The 19,270-nt window shown below is 71.2% G+C and carries 22 protein-coding genes; 9 read left to right on the forward strand and 13 right to left on the reverse strand.

The window, feature by feature from the left end; translation table 11 throughout:
• Positions 1–13: 13 nt before the first annotated feature.
• The 6 genes from FY549_RS08055 (at position 14) to FY549_RS08080 (ending at position 5,735) form a co-directional block, all read left to right on the forward strand.
• Positions 14–373, forward strand: a complete 360-nt coding sequence (locus FY549_RS08055; protein WP_149084578.1) for a holo-ACP synthase — start codon at positions 14–16, stop codon at positions 371–373.
• Entirely contained in the window at positions 370–1,476 is a 1,107-nt protein-coding gene (gene alr / locus FY549_RS08060) for an alanine racemase (protein WP_149084579.1), read from the forward strand. Before FY549_RS08055 ends, alr begins: the two co-directional genes overlap by 4 nt.
• A complete protein-coding gene (tsaE, locus tag FY549_RS08065) occupies positions 1,473–1,964 on the forward strand; it encodes a tRNA (adenosine(37)-N6)-threonylcarbamoyltransferase complex ATPase subunit type 1 TsaE (RefSeq protein WP_149084580.1) in 492 nt (163 codons plus the stop codon). The genes alr and tsaE overlap by 4 nt, the downstream gene beginning before the upstream one ends.
• The gene (locus FY549_RS08070; RefSeq protein ID WP_200839059.1) at positions 1,961–2,800 is read left to right on the forward strand and encodes a response regulator transcription factor; all 840 of its coding nucleotides are present in this window, start codon (positions 1,961–1,963) and stop codon (positions 2,798–2,800) included. Before tsaE ends, FY549_RS08070 begins: the two co-directional genes overlap by 4 nt.
• A gap of 209 nt (positions 2,801–3,009) precedes the next feature.
• A complete protein-coding gene (locus FY549_RS08075; protein ID WP_149084581.1) occupies positions 3,010–4,602 on the forward strand; it encodes a sensor histidine kinase in 1,593 nt (530 codons plus the stop codon).
• Positions 4,599–5,735 (forward strand): hypothetical protein, encoded by a 1,137-nt coding sequence (locus tag FY549_RS08080; RefSeq protein WP_149084582.1) that lies wholly within the window; start codon positions 4,599–4,601, stop codon positions 5,733–5,735. Before FY549_RS08075 ends, FY549_RS08080 begins: the two co-directional genes overlap by 4 nt.
• A 15-nt stretch (positions 5,736–5,750) precedes the next feature.
• Here FY549_RS08080 and FY549_RS08085 read toward each other — a convergent pair whose 3' ends face one another.
• A complete protein-coding gene (locus tag FY549_RS08085) occupies positions 5,751–6,419 on the reverse strand; it encodes a FadR/GntR family transcriptional regulator (RefSeq protein WP_149084583.1) in 669 nt (222 codons plus the stop codon).
• 278 nt (positions 6,420–6,697) lie between these two features.
• Here FY549_RS08085 and FY549_RS08090 point away from each other — a divergent pair, with 278 nt between their 5' ends.
• Positions 6,698–8,392, forward strand: a complete 1,695-nt coding sequence (locus FY549_RS08090) for a 2-isopropylmalate synthase (protein ID WP_259614216.1) — start codon at positions 6,698–6,700, stop codon at positions 8,390–8,392.
• Here the strand turns inward: FY549_RS08090 and csrA are convergent.
• Genes csrA through FY549_RS08125 form a run of 7 tightly spaced genes read right to left on the reverse strand, consistent with a single transcriptional unit; the run spans position 8,389 to position 13,995 of the window.
• Positions 8,389–8,640 carry a carbon storage regulator CsrA gene (gene csrA, locus FY549_RS08095; protein WP_149084585.1) on the reverse strand — a complete coding sequence of 84 codons (252 nt, stop codon included), beginning with the start codon at positions 8,638–8,640 and terminating at the stop codon, positions 8,389–8,391. The two genes, FY549_RS08090 and csrA, sit on opposite strands and share 4 nt — an antisense overlap.
• A gap of 4 nt (positions 8,641–8,644) precedes the next feature.
• Entirely contained in the window at positions 8,645–10,714 is a 2,070-nt protein-coding gene (locus FY549_RS08100) for a flagellar biosynthesis protein FlhA (RefSeq protein WP_149084586.1), read from the reverse strand.
• Positions 10,711–11,802, reverse strand: a complete 1,092-nt coding sequence (locus tag FY549_RS08105; protein ID WP_149084587.1) for a flagellar biosynthesis protein FlhB — start codon at positions 11,800–11,802, stop codon at positions 10,711–10,713. The genes FY549_RS08100 and FY549_RS08105 overlap by 4 nt, the downstream gene beginning before the upstream one ends.
• Positions 11,799–12,560, reverse strand: a complete 762-nt coding sequence (locus tag FY549_RS08110; RefSeq protein WP_149084588.1) for a flagellar biosynthetic protein FliR — start codon at positions 12,558–12,560, stop codon at positions 11,799–11,801. Before FY549_RS08110 ends, FY549_RS08105 begins: the two co-directional genes overlap by 4 nt.
• A gap of 4 nt (positions 12,561–12,564) precedes the next feature.
• On the reverse strand, positions 12,565–12,837 hold the full coding sequence (gene fliQ, locus FY549_RS08115) for a flagellar biosynthesis protein FliQ (RefSeq protein ID WP_101847221.1): 273 nt from the start codon (positions 12,835–12,837) through the stop codon (positions 12,565–12,567).
• Positions 12,834–13,601 (reverse strand): flagellar type III secretion system pore protein FliP, encoded by a 768-nt coding sequence (gene fliP / locus FY549_RS08120; RefSeq protein WP_410428260.1) that lies wholly within the window; start codon positions 13,599–13,601, stop codon positions 12,834–12,836. Before fliP ends, fliQ begins: the two co-directional genes overlap by 4 nt.
• Positions 13,510–13,995: a flagellar biosynthetic protein FliO gene (locus FY549_RS08125; RefSeq protein ID WP_262381153.1), complete on the reverse strand. Its 486-nt coding sequence runs from the start codon at positions 13,993–13,995 to the stop codon at positions 13,510–13,512. Before FY549_RS08125 ends, fliP begins: the two co-directional genes overlap by 92 nt.
• Here FY549_RS08125 and FY549_RS16745 point away from each other — a divergent pair.
• The gene (locus FY549_RS16745) at positions 13,900–14,163 is read left to right on the forward strand and encodes a hypothetical protein (RefSeq protein WP_262381158.1); all 264 of its coding nucleotides are present in this window, start codon (positions 13,900–13,902) and stop codon (positions 14,161–14,163) included. The genes FY549_RS08125 and FY549_RS16745 overlap by 96 nt on opposite strands.
• Here the strand turns inward: FY549_RS16745 and fliN are convergent.
• The 5 genes from fliN to FY549_RS08150 are packed head-to-tail and all read right to left on the reverse strand — an operon-like array spanning position 14,118 to position 17,628.
• A complete protein-coding gene (gene fliN / locus FY549_RS08130; protein WP_149084590.1) occupies positions 14,118–14,777 on the reverse strand; it encodes a flagellar motor switch protein FliN in 660 nt (219 codons plus the stop codon). The two genes, FY549_RS16745 and fliN, sit on opposite strands and share 46 nt — an antisense overlap.
• Positions 14,774–15,706, reverse strand: coding sequence for a flagellar motor switch protein FliM (locus FY549_RS08135; protein ID WP_259614215.1), 933 nt, complete (start codon positions 15,704–15,706; stop codon positions 14,774–14,776). Before FY549_RS08135 ends, fliN begins: the two co-directional genes overlap by 4 nt.
• A 49-nt stretch (positions 15,707–15,755) precedes the next feature.
• A complete protein-coding gene (locus tag FY549_RS08140) occupies positions 15,756–16,565 on the reverse strand; it encodes a flagellar motor protein MotB (protein ID WP_149084592.1) in 810 nt (269 codons plus the stop codon).
• On the reverse strand, positions 16,562–17,374 hold the full coding sequence (locus FY549_RS08145) for a motility protein A (RefSeq protein ID WP_149084593.1): 813 nt from the start codon (positions 17,372–17,374) through the stop codon (positions 16,562–16,564). The genes FY549_RS08140 and FY549_RS08145 overlap by 4 nt, the downstream gene beginning before the upstream one ends.
• On the reverse strand, positions 17,374–17,628 hold the full coding sequence (locus FY549_RS08150; RefSeq protein ID WP_149084594.1) for a flagellar FlbD family protein: 255 nt from the start codon (positions 17,626–17,628) through the stop codon (positions 17,374–17,376). Before FY549_RS08150 ends, FY549_RS08145 begins: the two co-directional genes overlap by 1 nt.
• Before the next feature lie 215 nt (positions 17,629–17,843).
• Here FY549_RS08150 and FY549_RS08155 point away from each other — a divergent pair, with 215 nt between their 5' ends.
• A complete protein-coding gene (locus FY549_RS08155; RefSeq protein WP_259614054.1) occupies positions 17,844–19,214 on the forward strand; it encodes a M23 family metallopeptidase in 1,371 nt (456 codons plus the stop codon).
• The last annotated feature ends 56 nt before the right edge of the window (positions 19,215–19,270 follow it).

Here is a 19,270-nt window from a genome sequence, read left to right on the forward strand (position 1 = left end):
GTAGGCTGAACGCGTGATCATCGGCACCGGCATCGACCTCGTGGACATCCCCCGGTTCGAACGCACGATGACCAGGACGCCGCGGCTGAAGGAGCGGCTGTTCGCCCCCTCCGAGCGCGATCTGCGACTGCCGTCGCTCGCCGCCCGGTATGCCGCGAAGGAGGCGCTGATCAAGGCCCTCGGCGGCTCCGACGGCGTGCACTGGACGGAGATCGAGATCGCCTCCGAACCCTCCGGGCGCCCGCACTTCGTCCTCTCCGGCTCCACCGCGGCCGTCGTCGAGGAGCGCGGGATCCTCACCCTGCACCTCACCCTCACCCACGACGCGGGCCTCGCGGCCGCGTTCGTCGTCGCTGAAGGAGCCCCGCTGTGACCGTCCCGTTCCGCGAGGCCACGATCGACCTCGATGCGATCGCCGACAACGTCCGGCACTTCCGCCGCCTCACCGGCGTGGAGGTCCTCGTCGTCGTGAAGGCCAATGCCTACGGTCATGGCGCCGCGGCAGCCGCCGTCGCCGCGCTCTCCGCCGGGGCCACGCGCCTCGGCGTGGCAGAGATCCCCGAGGCGTTGGAGCTGCGACGCCAGGGCGTGCACGCTCCGGTCGTGGCGTGGCTGCACGCCCCGGGGGAGCGGTTCCTGGAGGCGGCCGCCGAAGGGATCGAGCTCGGCATCTCGTCGTACGACCAACTGCAGGCGGCGGCCGCCGCGGCGTCCGCCGACCGCCCTGTCGCCGTGCACCTCAAGCTCGAGACCGGCCTCTCCCGCAACGGCATCGCCCCGGACGACTGGGGCACGGTCCTGGCCGAGGCAGCGCGCCTGGAGCGCATCGGACGCCTCCGCATCGTGGGACTCTTCAGCCACCTCTCGAACGCGTCGCCCGCCGACGACCGCGCCGCCCTCGCGCGTTTCGAGGAAGGGGTAGCGCAGGCGGCCGCGCTCGGCATCCGCCCCGAGCTCCGCCACATCGCCGCCACCGCCGCCGCGATCGACCTGCCGGAGACACGACTGGACGCCGTGCGCATCGGCATCGGGACGTACGGTCTCTCGCCCTTCGAGGACCGTTCCTCGGCGGAGCTCGGCCTCCGCCCGGCCATGACCCTCCGTGGATCCGTGGCCGCCGTGCGCCGGGTCCCCGCGGGCACCGGGGTGTCCTACGACTACGTGCACCGGACGGAACGCGAGACGACCCTGGCGCTCGTGCCCCTGGGCTACGCCGACGGGGTGCCCCGCAGCGCCTCCGGCCGGCTTCCGGTGTCGATCGGAGGCCGCCGCTACACGAACGTCGGCCGCATCGCGATGGATCAGTTCGTGGTGGACGTCGGTGACGCTCCGGTGTCGGTCGGGGACGAGGTCACGCTCTTCGGGGACCCGACGCTCGGCGTCCCCTCGGCTGCGGACTGGGCGGAGGCCGCCGGGACGATCGGCTACGAGATCGTCACGCGCATCGGCCACCGGGTACCGCGGAGGACGGCATGAGCCTGGACCCGGCGTTCCTCGGCCGCCGTCGCATCGCCACCTCCGACGAGATGGAGCAGCTCGGCCTGCGCATCGGCGAGCAGCTCGAACCGGGCGACCTGCTGATCCTCACCGGGCCCCTCGGGGCGGGAAAGACCACATTCACCCGTGGCCTGGCCGAAGGGCTCGGCGTCCGCGGCCCCGTGCAGAGCCCGACCTTCGTGATCGCCCGGACCCATCCGTCGCTCGTGGGCCGGGCGCCGCTGGTACACGTCGATGCCTACCGCCTCGGCTCCGCGGCCGAACTGGACGACCTCGACCTGGACCTGGACCGATCGGTCGTCGTGGTGGAGTGGGGTCGCGGCATGGCGGAGGATCTCGCCGACGCCTGGTGGGACATCGAGATCGAAAGACCTGTCGGAGCCGATGACGAGGCCGACCTCGACCCGGCCGAACTCGACTCCGACGCCCCGCGTTTCCTCACCATCACCCGCGAGGAGCGGTCGTGACGGTGGGGGAGGGGACGCCGCTGGTCGCGGTCATCATCGAGGACGATCCGGGCGTGCAGTCCCTCCTGGACGAGGTGTTCCTCGCCGCGGGCTTCCGCACCGTGCTGGCGGGATCCGGCCCGGAGGGCCTCGAGGCCATCGCGGCAAGCAGTCCCATCATCACGACGCTCGACATCAATCTCCCCGGCATCGACGGCTTCGAGGTGGCCCGGCGCATCCGCCAGGTCAGCGACACGTTCATCATCATGCTGTCGGCTCTCGCGGAGGAGTCGGACGTGGTCCTCGGTCTCACGTCCGGCGCCGACGAGTACCTCGTCAAGCCCTTCCGGCCGCGGGAGCTGCGGGCGCGGATCGAGGCCCTGCTCCGCCGCACCCGTACGTCAACGCCGGACCAGGCCGCGGTCACCGCCCCGACGAACACCGTCCTCGGTGCTGCGCCGACGACGCCAAGCGCCCCGCTTCCCGTCGTCGCCGCCGCGGACGCCACCGTCGCCACCTGGCGCGGCCGGGTGCACCGCGACCTCAGCCTCGATCTCGACACACGGCTGGTGCTGGTCGCCCAGCGGCCCGTCGAACTCACCCCGACCGAGTTCGACCTGCTCGCCGCGCTCCTCGAAGCCGGACGTCGGGTCAGCAGCAAGGCGGAGCTCGCGCTCGGGCTGCGCGGCATCCCCGGCGACGTCGGCGACCGCGTGAGCGAGCCGGACAAGCGGGCCATCGAGACGCACATGGCCAACCTTCGTCGGAAGCTCGGCGACAGCCCGACCGCTCCGCGATACATCGAGACGGTGCGCGGCGTCGGATATCGACTCACGTCCGACGACCGCACCGTCTGAGTCAGGGGTCGAGGCCGCGGCTCCCCCACCGCGGCCCCGGATGCCTTGCGAATCCCCACTCGCGCGGCCCCAGCTTCTGCGAAATCCCCAGTCGCAGCGTCGGCTCCCATCCAGAAGCGTACGGGGCGGAGGGCGCCTGAAGAGCGAGATGTGGCGATCTTTGAGTAATCTTGCGTGAATGCTGAGGATCGACCGGGAGGCGGGCCTTGATGATCCGCACGGTGTCGATCTGGCGCTGGCAACTGGTGTTCACCGCGAGCATCGTCGCCATCGTGGTGATGGTCGCGGGCTTCAAGCCGCAGACGCTCACGATTCCGCTGTTCGTGGGGGGAATCGGGCTCATCGTCGTCACGACCCTCGTGGCGCTCATGGTGCCGTGGCACCGTCTCCCGCGCGCGGCGGTGACCGTCGTGCCGCTGCTCGACGTGTTGGGTGTCGGACTCACGACGAACGTCCCGGATCTCCGGCTCGGCTTCCTCTGGGTGTTCCCCGTCGTGTGGCTGGCCACCTACTTCTCGATGCCGTGGGTCTTCGCGGGAATCGTGCTCAGTGGCGGTTGCCTGGTGTTCTTCGCCGACCGCTCCGGCGATCCGGCTGACGTCCTGCTGCGGGTCCTCACGGTGGTCATCACGCTGAGCTTCCTCGGCGTGACCGTTCGCATCGGGGCACAGCGCTCGGGGGCGGCGAGACGGCTGCTGCAGCGACGCTCCGAGCAGGTGAACAGGGCGGCGGAGCGCGCGGAGACGAATCAACAGCGCGTCACGCAGATCATCGACGCGCTGGGTATCGCACTGGTCGTGGTCACGGCGGAGGGGCGCATCCTGCAGATGAACGATGCCTACCGCGCGCTCTACGGACGAGACCGCTTCGGGACGGCGCTGCCGTCCGCCTCGGTCGAGTACGACGCGCGGCGCGGCGCAGCGCTCGTCCCTGAGCGGACGACGCTGTCGCGGGCGGCCGCGGGGGAGCAGATGCGGGAGGAGCGCGTGTGGCTGTACGACGGCGCGGGGCAGTGGCACGCGCTCGCGGTGACCACGCAACCCATCGCCGGTGCCAGGGAGGGGGAGCGGATCACCCTCGTCGTCATCGACGACGTCACCGCCCTCCTGGAGGCGGCGGAGGAGCGCCGCGCCCTCACCGCCGTCATCTCCCACGAACTGCGCAACCCGCTCACCGCGATCATCGGCCACGTCGAGCTCCTGCGGGAGCGCGACGACCTCCCCGGTCGGGTGCCGGCGCAGATCGAGGTCATCGCCAACGCCGGCGAGCGGATGCAGGACCTCGTGACGAGCATGCAGGCCCAGACCGGGCGGTCGTCCCACGACCCGTTCGAGCCGGTCGATCTGCGGGTCGTGGTGGAGGAGTCCGCCGCCTCGTTCGCACCGTTGATGGGAGCGGCCCGCCAGGAGCTGGTGCTCGACGGCGCGGACCGCATGGTGATCACGGGGGACGCCTTCCGATTGCGCCAGGTCCTGGACAACCTCCTGGGCAACGCCGTCAAGTACACAGCGGCGGGCGGACAGATCACGGTGCGGCTGGCGCAGTCGGACGAGCACGCGGAGATCACCGTGGTCGACACGGGCATCGGCATCGCCGAGGACGACCTCCCGCGGCTGTTCGAGCCGTACTTCCGCGCCGACGGGGCGGTGCGCGGCGGGATCGCCGGCACCGGGCTCGGCATGGGCATCGCCCGCGACATCATCGTCGCGCACGACGGCGACATCCGCGTGGCGAGCGAGGTGGGCGTCGGCACGACCGTCACCGTCCGTTTCCCGCGGCGAAGGAAAGAGGTCCCCGCATGACTCCGCTGGTCCCCGTGAGCGTCGACGTCACCACGAGCATGGTCGTGGTCGTGACCGTGCTCACCGCGGTCGTTGTCGGCCTCGCGACCCTCGCCAGGCCGAGCAGGGCGACCATCGTCTGGGGTGTCGCCTTCGGTATCGGGATGCTGGGCGCCTACCTGTGGGCCGCGGGCCATTACACCGGCAGCCCCGTCCTCAGGGCCGCCGCCTCGGCGATCGTCGTGTCCTTCGTGCCGCTCGTGTGGATCGGCGTTCGGCTGCACTTCCGGCGCACGGCCCCCTGGCTCCCCGTGATCCTCGCCCTCGTCGGCGTGCCGACGGCTCTGATCCTGACGGCGGGTACGCGCTGGTACCTGCCGGTCTTCCACGTCGTCTTCCTGGCGATGGCGGTCTTCGCCGGGCTCCTGGCCTGGGAACTGCTGCGGGGGCAGCCCGCGGCGAAGGACGTCGTGATGCCGCTCGCGCTCGCCGCCTGCGGCTTCGTCGTGGTCGCCGTGGTGAGCGCGGCGTCGGCGCTCGTGTCCGGCGCCGTGAGCACCGAGGCGCAGCTCAGCGTACTGCGGGGGATGAATGCGGTGGGGACGATCGTGGTGAGCACGTGCGCGGCGTTCACCCTCGTGCTCCTCGTGCGCGTGGAGGACGCGGCCCCCGGAACCGACGGAGCCGGGGACCGGGCGAGGGACCGGCTTCGCAAGGCCGCAGCGCAGAAGGACACCGCGTGGTCGGTGCTCGACATCCGGCTGGACGATCCGATCGATCTGCGGGAGGCGTCGAGCAGCGCCGGCTTCCGGCGCATCGCGGACCGGTTCCACGCGGACATCTGCGAGGCACTGCCGGCGACAGCCGACGCGGAGCGGGTCGCCGACGACCGGGCGATCGTGCTCATCCACGGCAGCGACGAGGCGGTGCGCCACCACCTGCGGGCGATCCTGGCCTCCGTGTCGATCATCGATCTGGAGTCGCCCGCGACCGGGATCCGCTCCTCCGCCAGCATCGGCTGGGCGACGGCATCCGTCGCGGGGTACGACTACGACACGCTCGTCGCGGCGGCGGCATCCGCGGCGGAACGGGCACGCGACGCCGGCGGGGATCAGTGGAAGCGGGCGCAGGAGTCGGATCTGACCGCCGTCTGAGCTCGCGTTCCGGCGTCAGGCGAACAGCCTCTTCACCGTATCGAGGTGCTCGCGGGAAAGGGCGCCGGCTGTCCGGGGGTCGCGCGCGGCGATCGCATCGCCGATACGCGCGTGCGCGTCCTGGTCGGCGGCGTCGCCGTGACGGCCGCGGATGCGCAGCATGTCGATCATGGCCTGCAGCGAGCGCGGGGCGAAACCGTCGAACAGCTCTCGCAGCACGGGATTGCCGGAGGCGACGACGACGGCCCGGTGGAAGGCCATGTCCGCCTCGACGTGCGCGCGGATGTCCGTGCGTCGACGGTCGCGTTCGGCGAGCGTGCGCCTCAGCTCGTCCAGGTCGGCCGGGGTCCGGCGCTCCGCAGCGAGCACCGCGGCCTCGACTTCGATCGCGGTGCGGGCCTCGAGGACCGCGATGATGTCGGCGCGGTCGAGGACGGCATCCCAGGTCGGAAGGGGCTCGACGGCCGTGACGAAGACGCCCGCGCCCTGGCGGGTGGCGAGCACACCGCGCCCGGCCAGGATGCGGATCGCCTCGCGGGCCGTCGAGCGACCCACGCCGAGCTGCGGAGCGAGTGTGGTCTCGCCGGGCAGCTTCCCGCCGATCGTCCATTCACCGGCTCCGATCCGTGCCAGGAGCAGCTCGGCGGCCTGTTCGGCGAGGGATTCGCGGCGCACGGTCGTCATGGATCCATTCTCGCAGGTGACTCGACTGCTCTGCTTGTCTGAGGAGTTGTGCTACATTTCCCCTATGCGCACACTCGGGTTCCTCGTCCTTCGTCGCCACGACGGGGTCTAGTCAGACCGGCTCCCCGTCGTGGGGCGCAGGACGCGCCGGTCGCCTTCCTCGCGATCCGAACAGGAACCAGATCATGACCCTTTCCCGCGCCTTCCCGACCCTCGCCACCCCGTCCGGTGCCCTCCCCGTCGATGCTCCGCACTGGAACAGGCAGCGGCCCTCGCAGATGCCCTCGCACCGCTATCGAGACGTGTACTCCCGCGTCGCCGTGCCGCTGCAGACGCGGACCTGGCCGAGCGCGCGACTGACCCAGGCCCCCCTCTGGGTCCCCGTGGATCTCCGTGACGGGAACCAGGCGCTGGCCGAGCCGATGGACCCCGCCCGCAAGCGGCGCTTCTTCGAGCTCATGGTCGCGATGGGCTACAAGGAGATCGAGGTCGGGTACCCCTCGGCCTCCCAGACGGACTACGACTTCGTCCGGCTCCTCGCCGAGACCGACCTCGCTCCTGCCGACGTGACGATCGTGGTGTTCACGCCCGCGCGGCGCGACCTGATCGAGCGCACCGTGGAGTCCGTGCGAGGCATCCGGAACCCCGTCGTCATCCACATGTACACCGCCACGGCGCCGACGTGGCGCGACGTCGTCCTCGGCCAGGACAGGGAGGGGCTGAGGGCGCTGATCCTCGCCGGCGGGCAGGACGTGCTCCGATCCGCGGGAGACCTCGACAACGTCCGCTTCGAGTTCTCTCCCGAGGTGTTCACCCTCACCGAGCCGGACTTCGTCCTCGACGTGTGCGACGCGATGACGACCCTGTGGGACGCGACCCCCGAGCGTCCCGTGATCCTGAATCTACCGGCGACCGTCGAGGTCGCGACCCCGAACGTCTACGCGGACCAGATCGAGTACATGCACCGCAACCTCGGCCGTCGCGACGGGGTCATCCTCTCCGTGCATCCGCACAACGACCGCGGCACCGGTATCGCCTGCGCGGAACTCGCCGTCCTCGCCGGCGCGCAGCGGGTCGAGGGGTGCCTCTTCGGCAACGGGGAGCGCACCGGCAACGTCGACCTCGTGACCCTCGCCCTCAACCTCCACGCGCAGGGCGTCGATCCAATGATCGACTTCTCCGACATCGACGAGATCCGCCGGACCGTCGCGCACTGCAACGGCATCGACATCCATGCGCGGCACCCGTATGCCGGCGACCTCGTGCACACCGCCTTCTCGGGCACCCATCAGGACGCCATCCGGAAAGGGTTCGCGGAGCATCGCGCCCGTGCCGCGGAGGAAGGCCACGCCGAGGGCGACATCGAATGGCGCGTGCCGTATCTGCCCATCGACCCGGCGGACATCGGCCGCAGCTACGACGCCGTGATCCGCGTCAACTCGCAGTCCGGGAAGGGCGGCATCGCGTATCTGCTGGAAGACGCCTATGGGATCGAGCTGCCGCGGCGCCTGCAGATCGACCTCGCCCGTCTCGTCCAGCGGCGCACCGAGCAGACGGGACGCGAGGTCACGGCCGCGGAGGTGTGGGACATCTTCGACGCCGCCTACCTCGCGAGCGCGGACACGGGACCGCTGAGGCTGCGGGCGGATGCCGACGTCGCGGGAGGGTGCACGACGATCACGCTCCATGCCGACGGCGTCGAGACGCGGACCCGCCACGACGGCGTCGGCCCGGTGGAGGCGCTGGGCACGGCGCTCGCGGCAATCGGTCTGCCCGTCGAGGTCCTGAGTCTGCACCAGACGAGCGTCGGAACGGGCACGGAGAGCGACGCGCTCACCCTGATCGAGTACCGCGACGGCGCACGCTCGGAATGGGCGGCCGGCCGCGACCGCTCCGTGCTGACGGCGACCCTGCACGCCGTGCGGAACGCGGCGGAGCGCCGCGCCGCGACGACGCCGGCCCGCGGGGCCTAGGGGGTCTGCTTCTCGCGCCCTCGCGCGAGGGCCGCGGTGATGGCGTCCGCGGCACCGGCGTCGGAGTCGGCGGCGGCGGAGACGTTCTCGGCGACGACGGCCTCGATGATCTCGGTGCGCTGGATGCGCGTCTCCCGCGGGGCCTTCACGCCGATGCGGACGCTGTCACCCTTGATGTCGAGCAGCGTGACCTCGATCTCGCCGTCGATGCGCACGCTCTCACCGATCCGCCTCGTCAACACCAGCATTCGTTCAGCCTACTGGTGCGGCGGGCGCGGCTCCGAGCGACGCGGTCGAGGAGTCGCGGACCACCCCGATCGTCTCGATCGTGAGGGGCGCGGCGGTCGCCTCGCTGTAGGAGAGGACGGGGAGGCCGTCGGTCTGGGCCGAGACGAGCCGCCGTACGGCCGGACGCAGGGAGGGGGCGCACACGAGCACCGGTTCGCCGCCATCCGGCTGCGCGGCGACGGCCTGCTTCACGGACGCGATCACCGCTTCCAGCCGGGGCGGATCGAAGACGATCTGTGACCCCTCGTCGCCGGGTCGGAGGCTCTCCAGCATCGCCTGCTCGAGCAGCGGGGCGATCATGACGACGCGGAGCGTTCCGTTCTCGGCGAAGCGGGCGGCGATGGCCGGGCCCAGAGACGCGCGGGCCGCCTCGATCAGGCCCTCCGGTTCGGTCGAGGTCTTGGCCCGCAGCGCGAGGGCCTCGTAGATGCGGCTGAGGTCGTTGATCGGCACCCGCTCCGCGAGCAGCCCCTGCAGCACCCGCTGGATCTCCGCGAGCGACAGCAGCGCGGGGGTCAGCTCCTCGACGGCCGCGGGGGAGACCTGCTTGAGGGCGTCGGTGAGCTGGCGGACGTCCTCCCGGCTGAGGAGGCGCGCGGCGTGGGTCTGGATCACGCTCGACAGGTGCGTGATGATGACGCTCGCCCTGTCGATCACGGTGGCTCCGGCGAACTCCGCGCTGTGGCGCATCTCCATCGGGATCCACTTGCCCTCGAGGCCGAACACCGGGTCCAGCGCGGCGGTCCCCGGCAGGCTGTCGAGTCCCTGGCCGAGCGCGAGCACGGACCCGACCGGAGCGGTGCCCCGCCCCGTCTCGACGCCGGCGATCCGGATCACGTAGGTGGCCTGCGGGAGCTCGATGCTGTCCCTCGTCCGCACGGGAGGGGTCACGAGGCCGAGGTCGAGCGCGATCCGGCGTCGCAGCGCCTTCACCCGGGCGAGCAGGTCGTCCGGGCCGCCCGTCACGAGGTCGACGATATCGGGGGCAAGGAGGATCTCCAGCGGGTGCACCCGCATCCGCTCGATGAGCTCTTCCGGCTGATCGACCGGGGCCGGGGCGGGAGTGTGTGCCGCCTCCGCCGCCTCCCGCTTGCGCGTCGCCGTGATGCGCTGCGCGATGAGGAGCAGCAGCGCGCCGATCGCGACGAACGGGAGCATCGGCATGTGCGGGATGAGCGACATGACGATGGCGGCGCAGCCGGCGATGATGAGGGCGTTGCGCGACTGCCCGAGCTGTGCGGAGGCGGCCGTGCCCATCTCGGCCTCCGCCGTCGAACGGGTCACGATCATGCCGGTCGAGACCGCCATCAGCAGGGCGGGGATCTGGGTGACGAGGCCGTCGCCGATCGTGAGGAGGCTGTACGTGCTGACCGCCTGGTCGATCGACATGCCGTGCTGGACGAGGCCGATCGCGATGCCGCCGACGAGGTTGATGATGATGATGACGAGGCCGGCGATCGCGTCGCCCTTCACGAACTTCGAGGCGCCGTCCATCGCACCGTAGAAGTCGGACTCCGCCGCGACCTCCGCCCGCCGCTCGCGGGCCTCGGTGTCGCTGATGAGGCCGGCATTGAGGTCGGCGTCGATCGCCATCTGCTTGCCCGGCATGGCGTCGAGCGTGAACCGGGCGCCGACCTCGGCCACGCGCTCAGCCCCCTTGGTGACCACGACGAACTGGATGACGACGAGGATGAGGAACACGACCGCGCCGATGATGAGCGAGCCGCCGACCGCGATCGCGCCGAACGCCTCGATGACCTGACCCGCGTACGCCTCTCCGAGGACGAGACGGGTGGAGGCGACGTTCAGTCCCAGCCGGAACAGCGTCGCGACGAGCAGCAGCGAGGGGAACACCGAGAAGTCGAGCGGCTTCTTCACGAACATCGACGTGAGGAGGATGACCAGCGCGAACATGATGTTGAGGATGATCAGCACGTCGAGCAGGAACGGCGGCACCGGGACGACGAGCAGCATGATGATGCCGACGACGCCGATCGGCACCATGAGCGTGGTGAGCAGCTTCTTCGCGTTCATACGGTCCTCCGGTACGGGAGCGAGTGGATGCCGCGGGCGGCGCCGCGACGCCGCAGGGCGTCGACGAACACGAGCACGCGCGCCACGGCGTTGTAGAGGTCTTCGGGGATCTCCTGGCCCAGGTCGCACGCGGCGTGCAGCGCCCGGGCGAGGGTGATGTCGCGGACGAGCGGGACCCCGGACTCCAGGGCCTTCTCACGGATGCGCTCGGCGACGACGCCGCTGCCCTTCGCCACGACCCGGGGAGCCGACGTGCCGGCGTCGTACTCGAGGGCGATCGCGATGTGCGTCGGGTTCACCACCACGACATCCGAACCGGCGACCGCGGCGATCATGCGGTTCCGGCTCACGGCGAGCTGACGCGAGCGACGCTGCTGACGGATGAGGGGATCGCCCTCGGAGTTCTTGTTCTCGTCGCGCACCTCGCGCTTGGTCATGCGCGTGTGCTTGCGGTTGCGACGCATGACGACGAACAGGTCGATGGCCGCGAGCACCAGACCCACCGCGATCGCCGTCTGCAGCAGGGCGGCGGTCCCCGCCGTGGCTGTGCCGAGCAACCGGGAGATCGAGTGAGCGCCACTGGCGGTGAGCACGGGCATGAGCCCCGCGATGACGATCCACAGCGCGATGCCGATGGCGGCGGTCTTCAGCAGCGCCTTGGCGCCCTCCCAGAGCGCCTGCAGACCGAACACCCGTCGGACGCCCGACACGAGGTTGAACTGCTCGTAGCGCCCCGACAGCTTCCGCAGATGCACGCCGCCCTGCACCACCGCGCCGAACAGTGTCACGATCGCGACGGCGGCCAGCAGCGCGCCCAGGGTGGGCAGTACCGAGGCGAGGCCCCGTCCCAGGGCCCCCAGGGCGGCCTCAGGCGAGGGCGCCTGCATGAGCCCGGCGAGGGTGACGAGCTGCTCGGTCCCCGCGGCGGTCCCCGCGGCGATCGCGGCGGGCATCATCACGGCGGCCGCGCCGATGCCGAGCCACGCGGTGAGGTCCTGGCTCCGGGCGAGGCGCCCCTTCTGCCGCGCCTCGCGCAGGTGCTTGTCGGTGGCCTTCTCGCTGCGCTCGCCGCTGTCCGACCCGCTCATCGTGTCACCCCCTGCATCAGCCGGAAGGCCTCTGTGGCGAGGGCGTCGACGATGCCGGGGAAGGCGACGTACACGGCGCCGGCCAGCAACAGGGTGAGCAGGATCTTCACCGGGAAGCCCATCGCGAAGGCGTTGAGCGCCGGCGCCACGCGCGTGATGAGTCCCAGCCCGACGTCCGCGAGGAACAGGACGAGGACCAGCGGCCCGGCGATCTGCACGGCCGCGAGCACCATCTGGGAGACCCCGTCGACGAGCAGCTCGGCCGGGCCGGACACGCGGAAGACGCCGTCCACCGGCACGGCGTCGAAGCTGCGCGCGAGCCCGGCGAGGATGAGCTGGTAACCGCCGGAGGCGAAGAGCAGCGTGAGGGCGGTGAGATGGAAGAGGCGGGTGAACTGTGCCCCGTTCACCATGGCCGCGGGGTCGAAGGCCTGGGCGAGCTGGAAGCCGCCGAAGACGTCGATCAGGCTGCCCGCCGCCTGCACGGCCGAGAAGCACAGCAGCACGAGGAACCCCAGCAGCGCGCCGGTGAGCAGTTGGATCACGAGCGCGCCGAGGAACGGGCCGGTGGCGAGGCTCTCGTACCCGGGCGCCACCGCCCCGCCCACCGCGAGCGACAGTCCGATCGAGAGCATGGCCTTCACGCGCACCGGGATCGCGCCGTACGAGAACGGCGGGGCGATCATGATGAACGCCGTGATGCGCACGGCGGCGAGCAGGGTGGCCTCCAGCCACGCGAAGTCGATCGGGATGAACATCGGCTCAGCCGCTCAGCAGCGACGGGATGCGGGCGAACATCTCGTTCGTGAACGCGATGATCTCGGCGATCATCCAGTTGCCGGCGATCAGCAGGGCGATGCCGACGGCGACGATCTTCGGCACGAACGACAGCGTCACCTCCTGCACCTGCGTGATGGATTGCAGCAGCGAGATCGCGAAGCCCACCACGAGGGCCGTGACCAGCATCGGCGCCGCGAGCTTCGCCGCGATCAACAGCCCCTGGGCGCCGATGTCGAGGACCGCTTCCGGGCTCATCCGACCCCTCCGTAGCTCTCCAGGAGGGCCTTGATGATGAGCCCCCAGCCGTCCACGAGGATGAACAGCAGGATCTTGAACGGCAGCGAGATCATGACCGGCGGGAGCATCATCATTCCCATCGACATCAGCGCTGCCGCGACGACGAGGTCGATCACGAGGAACGGCACGAAGATCACGAACCCGATGATGAACGCGGCGCGCAGCTCGGAGATCATGAAGGCCGGGATGAGCGTGTACATCGGGACGCTCGCGGCGTCCTCGGGATTGTCCTGGCCGGCCATGCGGGTCATCAGTGCGAGGTCCTCCTCGCGGGTGTAGTGCAGCATCCACTCGCGCAGCGGCCCCTGTCCGACGTCCACGGCCTGCGTGAAGGTGAGCGCGCCGTCGATGTACGGCTGGACGGCGAGAGTGTTGATCTCGGTCAGCACCGGCCACATGATGAACAGCGACAGGAAGAGGGAGAGCCCGGCGAGGACCTGATTCGGCGGGATCGTCGGGAGCGAGAGCGCATTGCGGGTCATCGCGAGCACGACGAAGATCTTCGTGAACGACGACATCATCAGCAGCAGCGCCGGTGCCACTGAGAGCAGGGTGATCCCCAGAAGGGTGAGGATCGAGCCGGACGGACCGCCGTCGATCCCGTTGATGTCGATCGTCACGCCCTCGCCGTCATCCGGGGCGACCTCGGCGTGCGCGGCGGTGCCGGTGAGGGCGGCCAGGAGCGCGCCGAGGAGGATCGCGACCGCGACGAGGACGAGCAGCCGGGAGGCGCGACCGCGGTCGACGGCACGGGTCTCGGTCATCGCGCGCGCCGCAGGACCTCGGCGGTCTGTCGCCAGGTGTCGGGGGAGAGGATGGAGCCGCGGAGCGGATCGTTGCGGTGCCGCACGCGACGGCGCAGCTCCGGGGAGGGGAGGCCGCGGGTGGGCTCGTGAGGGCGGCGGCGGCGAGGATGCGGTCGAACTCGGCGTCGTCGGACGAGGGCTCGGCCGTCGACCCCGTGCCCTCGCCGTCCACCGGAGCCGGTCGGAGGGGAAGGCGGTCGACCACGCTCACGCCGTGCTCGGTGACCCCCAGCACGTAGCGCGCGTCGTCCGTCTGCACGACGACGAGCTGCGCCTTCGGGCCGATCCCCTGACGTCCGAGCACGGTGATCGGCTCGGCGTCGCGGCGCCGCGCCTGCGTCTTCGAGACCCGACGCTGCAGGAACCAGAGCAGCCCGAGCACTGCGGCGAGCGAGAGCCCGACCCGCAGCGCGAGCAGGAGGTCGTCCAGGGTCAGGCCTCGACGTTCTCGAGGATGCGGGTGATCCGCACCGCGTAGTCCTGGTCGACGACGACGACCTCACCATGGGCGATCGTCCGACCGTTGAGCTTCACGTCGGCCGGGGCGCCGGCGGAACGGTCGAGCTCCACGATGCGACCGGGCTCGAGGTCGAGCACGTCGCGGACCGCCATGCGTGTGCGGCCGATCTCGACCGTGAGCTCCATCTCGACGCCGGCGATGCGGTGCAGGCGCCCGTCGCCACCGGTCGGCCGTGCGGGACGGTGGGTGATCCGGACGGCGAGCCGGCCGATCGTGCGCTCGGTGTGGTCCACCAGGTCGAAGAGCTGGGTCTGCGGGTCGGCGAACACGGCCGAGGCGTCGCCGACCGCGGCCTCGCCCAGCAGTCCGGGTCCGAGGGCGGTCGCCGCGGCCTCGAGGGCATCCAGCAGCCGATCGGTGAGAGGGCGGTCGCCCAGGCCGTCGACGAGCACATCCGCGTCGAGGAGTTGAACGGCGAGCTGGGCGCTCGCCTCGCCCACGAACTGCGCCACGACGGCCTCACCCGTGTCGCCGGACACCTGAGAGGCGCGGGCGGTGACCGGGGCGGCGGTGGGCAGTCGGGCCGCGAAGGCGGCGGCGACGGCGGACTCGTAGGCGGTGGTGCTGATCACGCGGACTCCTGAGCGGGGGCGGGGGCGGGGGCGGTGGCGGGGACGGTGGCGGTCACGACGCACGCGAGTCGGGCGCCGGCGCTGCCGACGGCCGCGGTCGCGACGGTCTGGTCGCCGACGGTGAGGAGCAGCGCGCGGTCCGCGGCATGCGGCAGCGGAAGCAGATCCCCGACGGCCAGGTCGAGCACCTCGCGCGGGAGGATCGTCCGGGGGGCGAGCTGCAGGGCCACCTCGACCGGTGCGGACTCCACCTGACGTCGCACGAGGGCCGGGGCATCGACGCGGTCGGCGTCGGCGGCGCGCACCGTGAACCCGGCGAGCACGGAGGCGGGCAGCATGATGCTGGCCGGTACCGTCCGACCGCCGTGACGCATCGACAGTCGGGCCACGATGACCGGTTCGCCCGCGGCGGCGACCTGCGCGAACTGCGAGCTGTACTGGATTCCGGCGACGGCGACCCCCGAGGGCAGCAGGCCGTCGAGACTCCCGGTGAGGTGATCGATCGCGTCGGTGACGAGCGACCGGATGAGGGCCTGCTCGATCGGGGTGAACGTGCGGTCCTCGGCGGTGGCCGTGGACCGACCGCCGACCATCTGCACGATCCAGGACGTCGCGGTCGGGATCGGCACCTGCACGATCACGCGCTCGTCCGAGTCCGGCAGGGCACATACGATCATGGTGGTCGTGGTGGGGAGCGACTGCGCGTACTCGGCGTAGGTCAGCATGCCGACGTGCTCGACGGCGATGGTCGCGCGCACGTGGATCTTCCCGGAGAGCTGGGCGGACCATTGGCGGGCGAAGGTCTCGAAGGCGAGCTCCAGCGTCCGGGCGTGCTCGCGCGACAGCGTCGCCGCGCGTCCGAAGTCGTAGACCTCGACGTCGGCGATCGCCGTCTCCGCGCGCACTCGCGAGCGCACGCCGTCATCCATCACCACGAACCCGACTATCGGGCGGTGATCGGCGTGCGTTAGCGGACGGTCAGGGGGACGTCTGCGCCGCGCCCGCGGCCGGGATCAGCGCTCGCACCTCCTCGCTGGCGTCGGAGAGGATGACGATGTCCACCCGGCGGTTCTCCGCAAGCTGCTCGGGAGTGCTGCCGGCGGCCACCGGTCGGGTGTCGCCGAAGCCCACCGACTTGAGATGAGCGGGCGGCAACCCGGCGGATTCCACCAGGTAGCGCAGCACCTGGGTGGAGCGCCCAGCGGAGAGCTCCCAGTTCGTCGGGAAGGGCGCGACCGAGCCGCGTGCGTCCGCGTGGCCCTCCACCGAGATCTCGTTCGGAGCGGTGACGAGCACGGAGCCGAGCGCGTCGAGCACCTGGGTCGCAGCGGGGCTGAGGTCGGTGCTGTTGGTGGTGAAGAAGGTCTCCGCGCTCACGAGTCCGATCGTCAGCCCGCGCTCGTCGATCGTGAAGGTGACGTCGGTCTCCAGCCCGCGCTGGGCGAGCACCTGGCGCAGGCGCTCGCGGAGCGCGGAGAGTTCATCGAACTCCCGCTGTGCGGCCTCCAGCCCGGTGTCGGCGAAGTCCTCGCCCTTCTCGTCCACGAGCTCGGGTGGCACGACCACGCCGCTCGTCACGTCGATGTCCTCGGAGGGCTCCTGGCCGAAGCCGGTCGCGAGCGAGGCGCTGAGGGCTTCGAACTTCTCCTGATCGACGGTCGACATCGCGAACAGCACGATGAACATGCACATCAACACGGTCACCATGTCGAGATAGGACGCCATCCAGCGCTCGTCCGGTCCGCTGTGCTCGGCCTCCTGGACGCGGCGTCGAGTGCGCACGCTCATGAGAAGAGGTCCTCGTGCTCCTCCGTCTCCGCGGGCTGCTCGCGGCGGCGCGAGCGGCCGGGGGAGCGATCGGAGACGAGCGCGCTCAGCCGCTCACGGACGTGCGCGGGGGCGGCACCGGCCTGGACGGCGAGCATGCCCTCCATGAGCACCGTCATGCGCTCCAGCTCCAGCTCGCCCAGACGCTGCAGGCGGCCTCCGATCGGCAGCCAGATGAAGTTCGCCGACAGCAGGCCCCACAGCGTGGCGACGAAGGCCGCGGCGATCATCGGGCCGAGCGTGTCCGGCTTGTCGAGTTTCTCCAGCACGTGGGTGAGGGAGACGACCGTGCCGATGATGCCGACGGTGGGGGCGAATCCGCCGAGGGTCATGTAGAAGCGGGAGGCGGTGCGGTTCCGAGCGGCCGTCGACGTCAGCTCGTCCTCGAGCAGTACCCGCAGGTCCTCCGCGTCGGTGCCGTCGGCGATGCTCTGCAGAGCCTGGCGCAGGAACGGGTCCTTCTCCCCGTCCAGGCCCTGCTCCAGCGCGAGCAGGCCCTCCGAGCGGGCCTTCTCCGCATAGCCGACGACGGTGTCGATGGTGCTCTGGGCGGTGCGCCGCTCGCCGCGGAAGGCGCGGGGGAGAGACTTCACGGCGTGCAGGGCGTCGCGCAGCGTGCCGCTGGCGAGTCCGACCGCGATGGTCGCGCCGAAGACGAGCACCATCGGGGCGGGGAGGAGGAGCGATCCGATCGTCGCGCCCTCGAGGTTGATCATGGCGATCAGCGCGCCGAAGGCGAGGACGAGACCGAGGATGAGGGACGGGTCCATCAGGCGTCGCCTCCCGTCGCGGGGACTCCCGGCGGCGGCGCGTGGTCTCCGGCTGCGATGAGTGCGGCGGCTGTCGCGAGGACCCCCGCACGGAAGCGGGTGATGCGGGCGATCACGTCGTCCATCGTCTCCGTGACGACGAAGGTCGCGCCGTCGACCATCATGATCGTCGTGTCCGGCGTGGCCTGGACACGTTCGATCAGGTCGGGGTTCACCGCGAACCGGGAACGGTTCAGGCGCGTGAGGACGATCATGGGCTCCATCCTGGAAAGCTCGCCCCGCCCGGAGGCGAGGAACAGACGGCCCGTCCTGGGCTGTCGGAGGGGACTGTCGGCCGGGCGACGCGTGACGTTAGGGCGAGACCGGGACGGACGCGATCTTTCTCACGGAGGGCGCGTCGTCGCCGATAGGGAGGAGGAGCGGGGGACGATGAGCAGCGGGCGAAGGGAGCCTTGTGCGGGATCGGAACGTGGAGGAGGCCGCCGCGACGGCGGCCGAGGAGTGCGGCTGCGCGCCGACGGACGCCGAACGGGGTGCGCTGTGGAGCCGGCCGGTCAGCCGCCGTAGCGCCTTCGGCATCGGGGCACTGGGCGTCGTCGCCCTCGCCGCGTTCGGCGTCGGTTCGGGAGTCACCGCCGCGCATGCCGCGTCGTACCCGAGCTGGGACGACGTCCAGCGCGCGAAGAACAACGAGGCAGCGAAGGCCGGCGAGGTCTCCCGCATCCAGGGGTTGATCCGGTCGCTGGAGCAGAAGGTCGCGGAGACCCAGGCGGCGGCCCAGGTCGCGTCGGACGAGTTCTTCGAGGCGCAGCAGGCGTACTTCGCCGCGATCACCGAGGCCGACGCGCTGCAGAGCCAGGCCGATGAGCAGGCGGCGCTCGCCGATGAGACGGCGAAGAAGGCCGGCCAGATCGCGGCCCAGCTCTACCGCAGCGGCGGCGACGACACCGCGCTGGAGCTGTTCTTCGCGGGATCGGGGGCCAACGCCGACGAGCTGCTGTCGCGTCTCGGCACGATGAACAAGTTCCTCGAGTACAACCAGACCACGTACGACAACGCCGTCTCGGCGCGCGACACCGCGCAGGCCCTGACGGAGCAGGCGCAGGTGGCCAGGGACGAGCGCGACCGCCTCCAGCAGGTGGCCGAGCAGAAGATGGTCGCGGCGCAGCAGGCGGCGGATGCGGCTCAGGCCGCGCTCGACGAGCAGGCGGCGAACCTCGAGACCCTCAAGGCCCAGCTCGCGGCGCTCAAGGACACCACGACCAAGACGGTCGCGGGGTACCAGGCGGGAGTCGAGGCGCGGCGGCGCGAGGAGGAGGCCCGGCGCAAGCGCGAGGCGGCAGCGGCCGCCGCCGCGGCGGCGGCTGCCGGTCGCGGGAACGGTGGCGGCGGCGGAGGAGGCGGCGGCGGATCGGCGGGCAGGGGCGGCTGGGTGCGCCCGCACGGCGGCGCGCGCAGTTCGAGCTACGGTCCGCGCACCCCCATCTGCGGCCCCCGGGGCTGTTCGTCGAGCTTCCACTACGGGGCGGACCTGGCCAACGGCTGCGGAGCCCCGATCTACGCCGCGAACTCCGGCACGGTCGACTATGCGGGACCGAACGGGAACTACGGCAACTACATCCGCATCCAGCACGGCGGCGGCGTCAGCACCGGCTACGCCCACATCCAACCCGGCGGCATCAACGTCCGCAGCGGCCAGTGGGTTCGCGCCGGCCAGGTCATCGCGTACGCCGGGGACACCGGCCGCTCGTTCGGCTGCCACCTGCACTTCGAGGTCTACATCAACGGCGGGTACACGAACCCGGTGCGTTTCATGGAGCAGCGCGGCATCTACGTCTGACCCTGCCGAGACCCCGTCTTGTCGCCGAAGCCCCGCCGTATCCACGGGGATACGGC

Origin of the sequence: Microbacterium sp. 1S1, assembly GCF_008271365.1 — a bacterium.
In the GTDB taxonomy this organism is placed as follows: domain Bacteria; phylum Actinomycetota; class Actinomycetes; order Actinomycetales; family Microbacteriaceae; genus Microbacterium.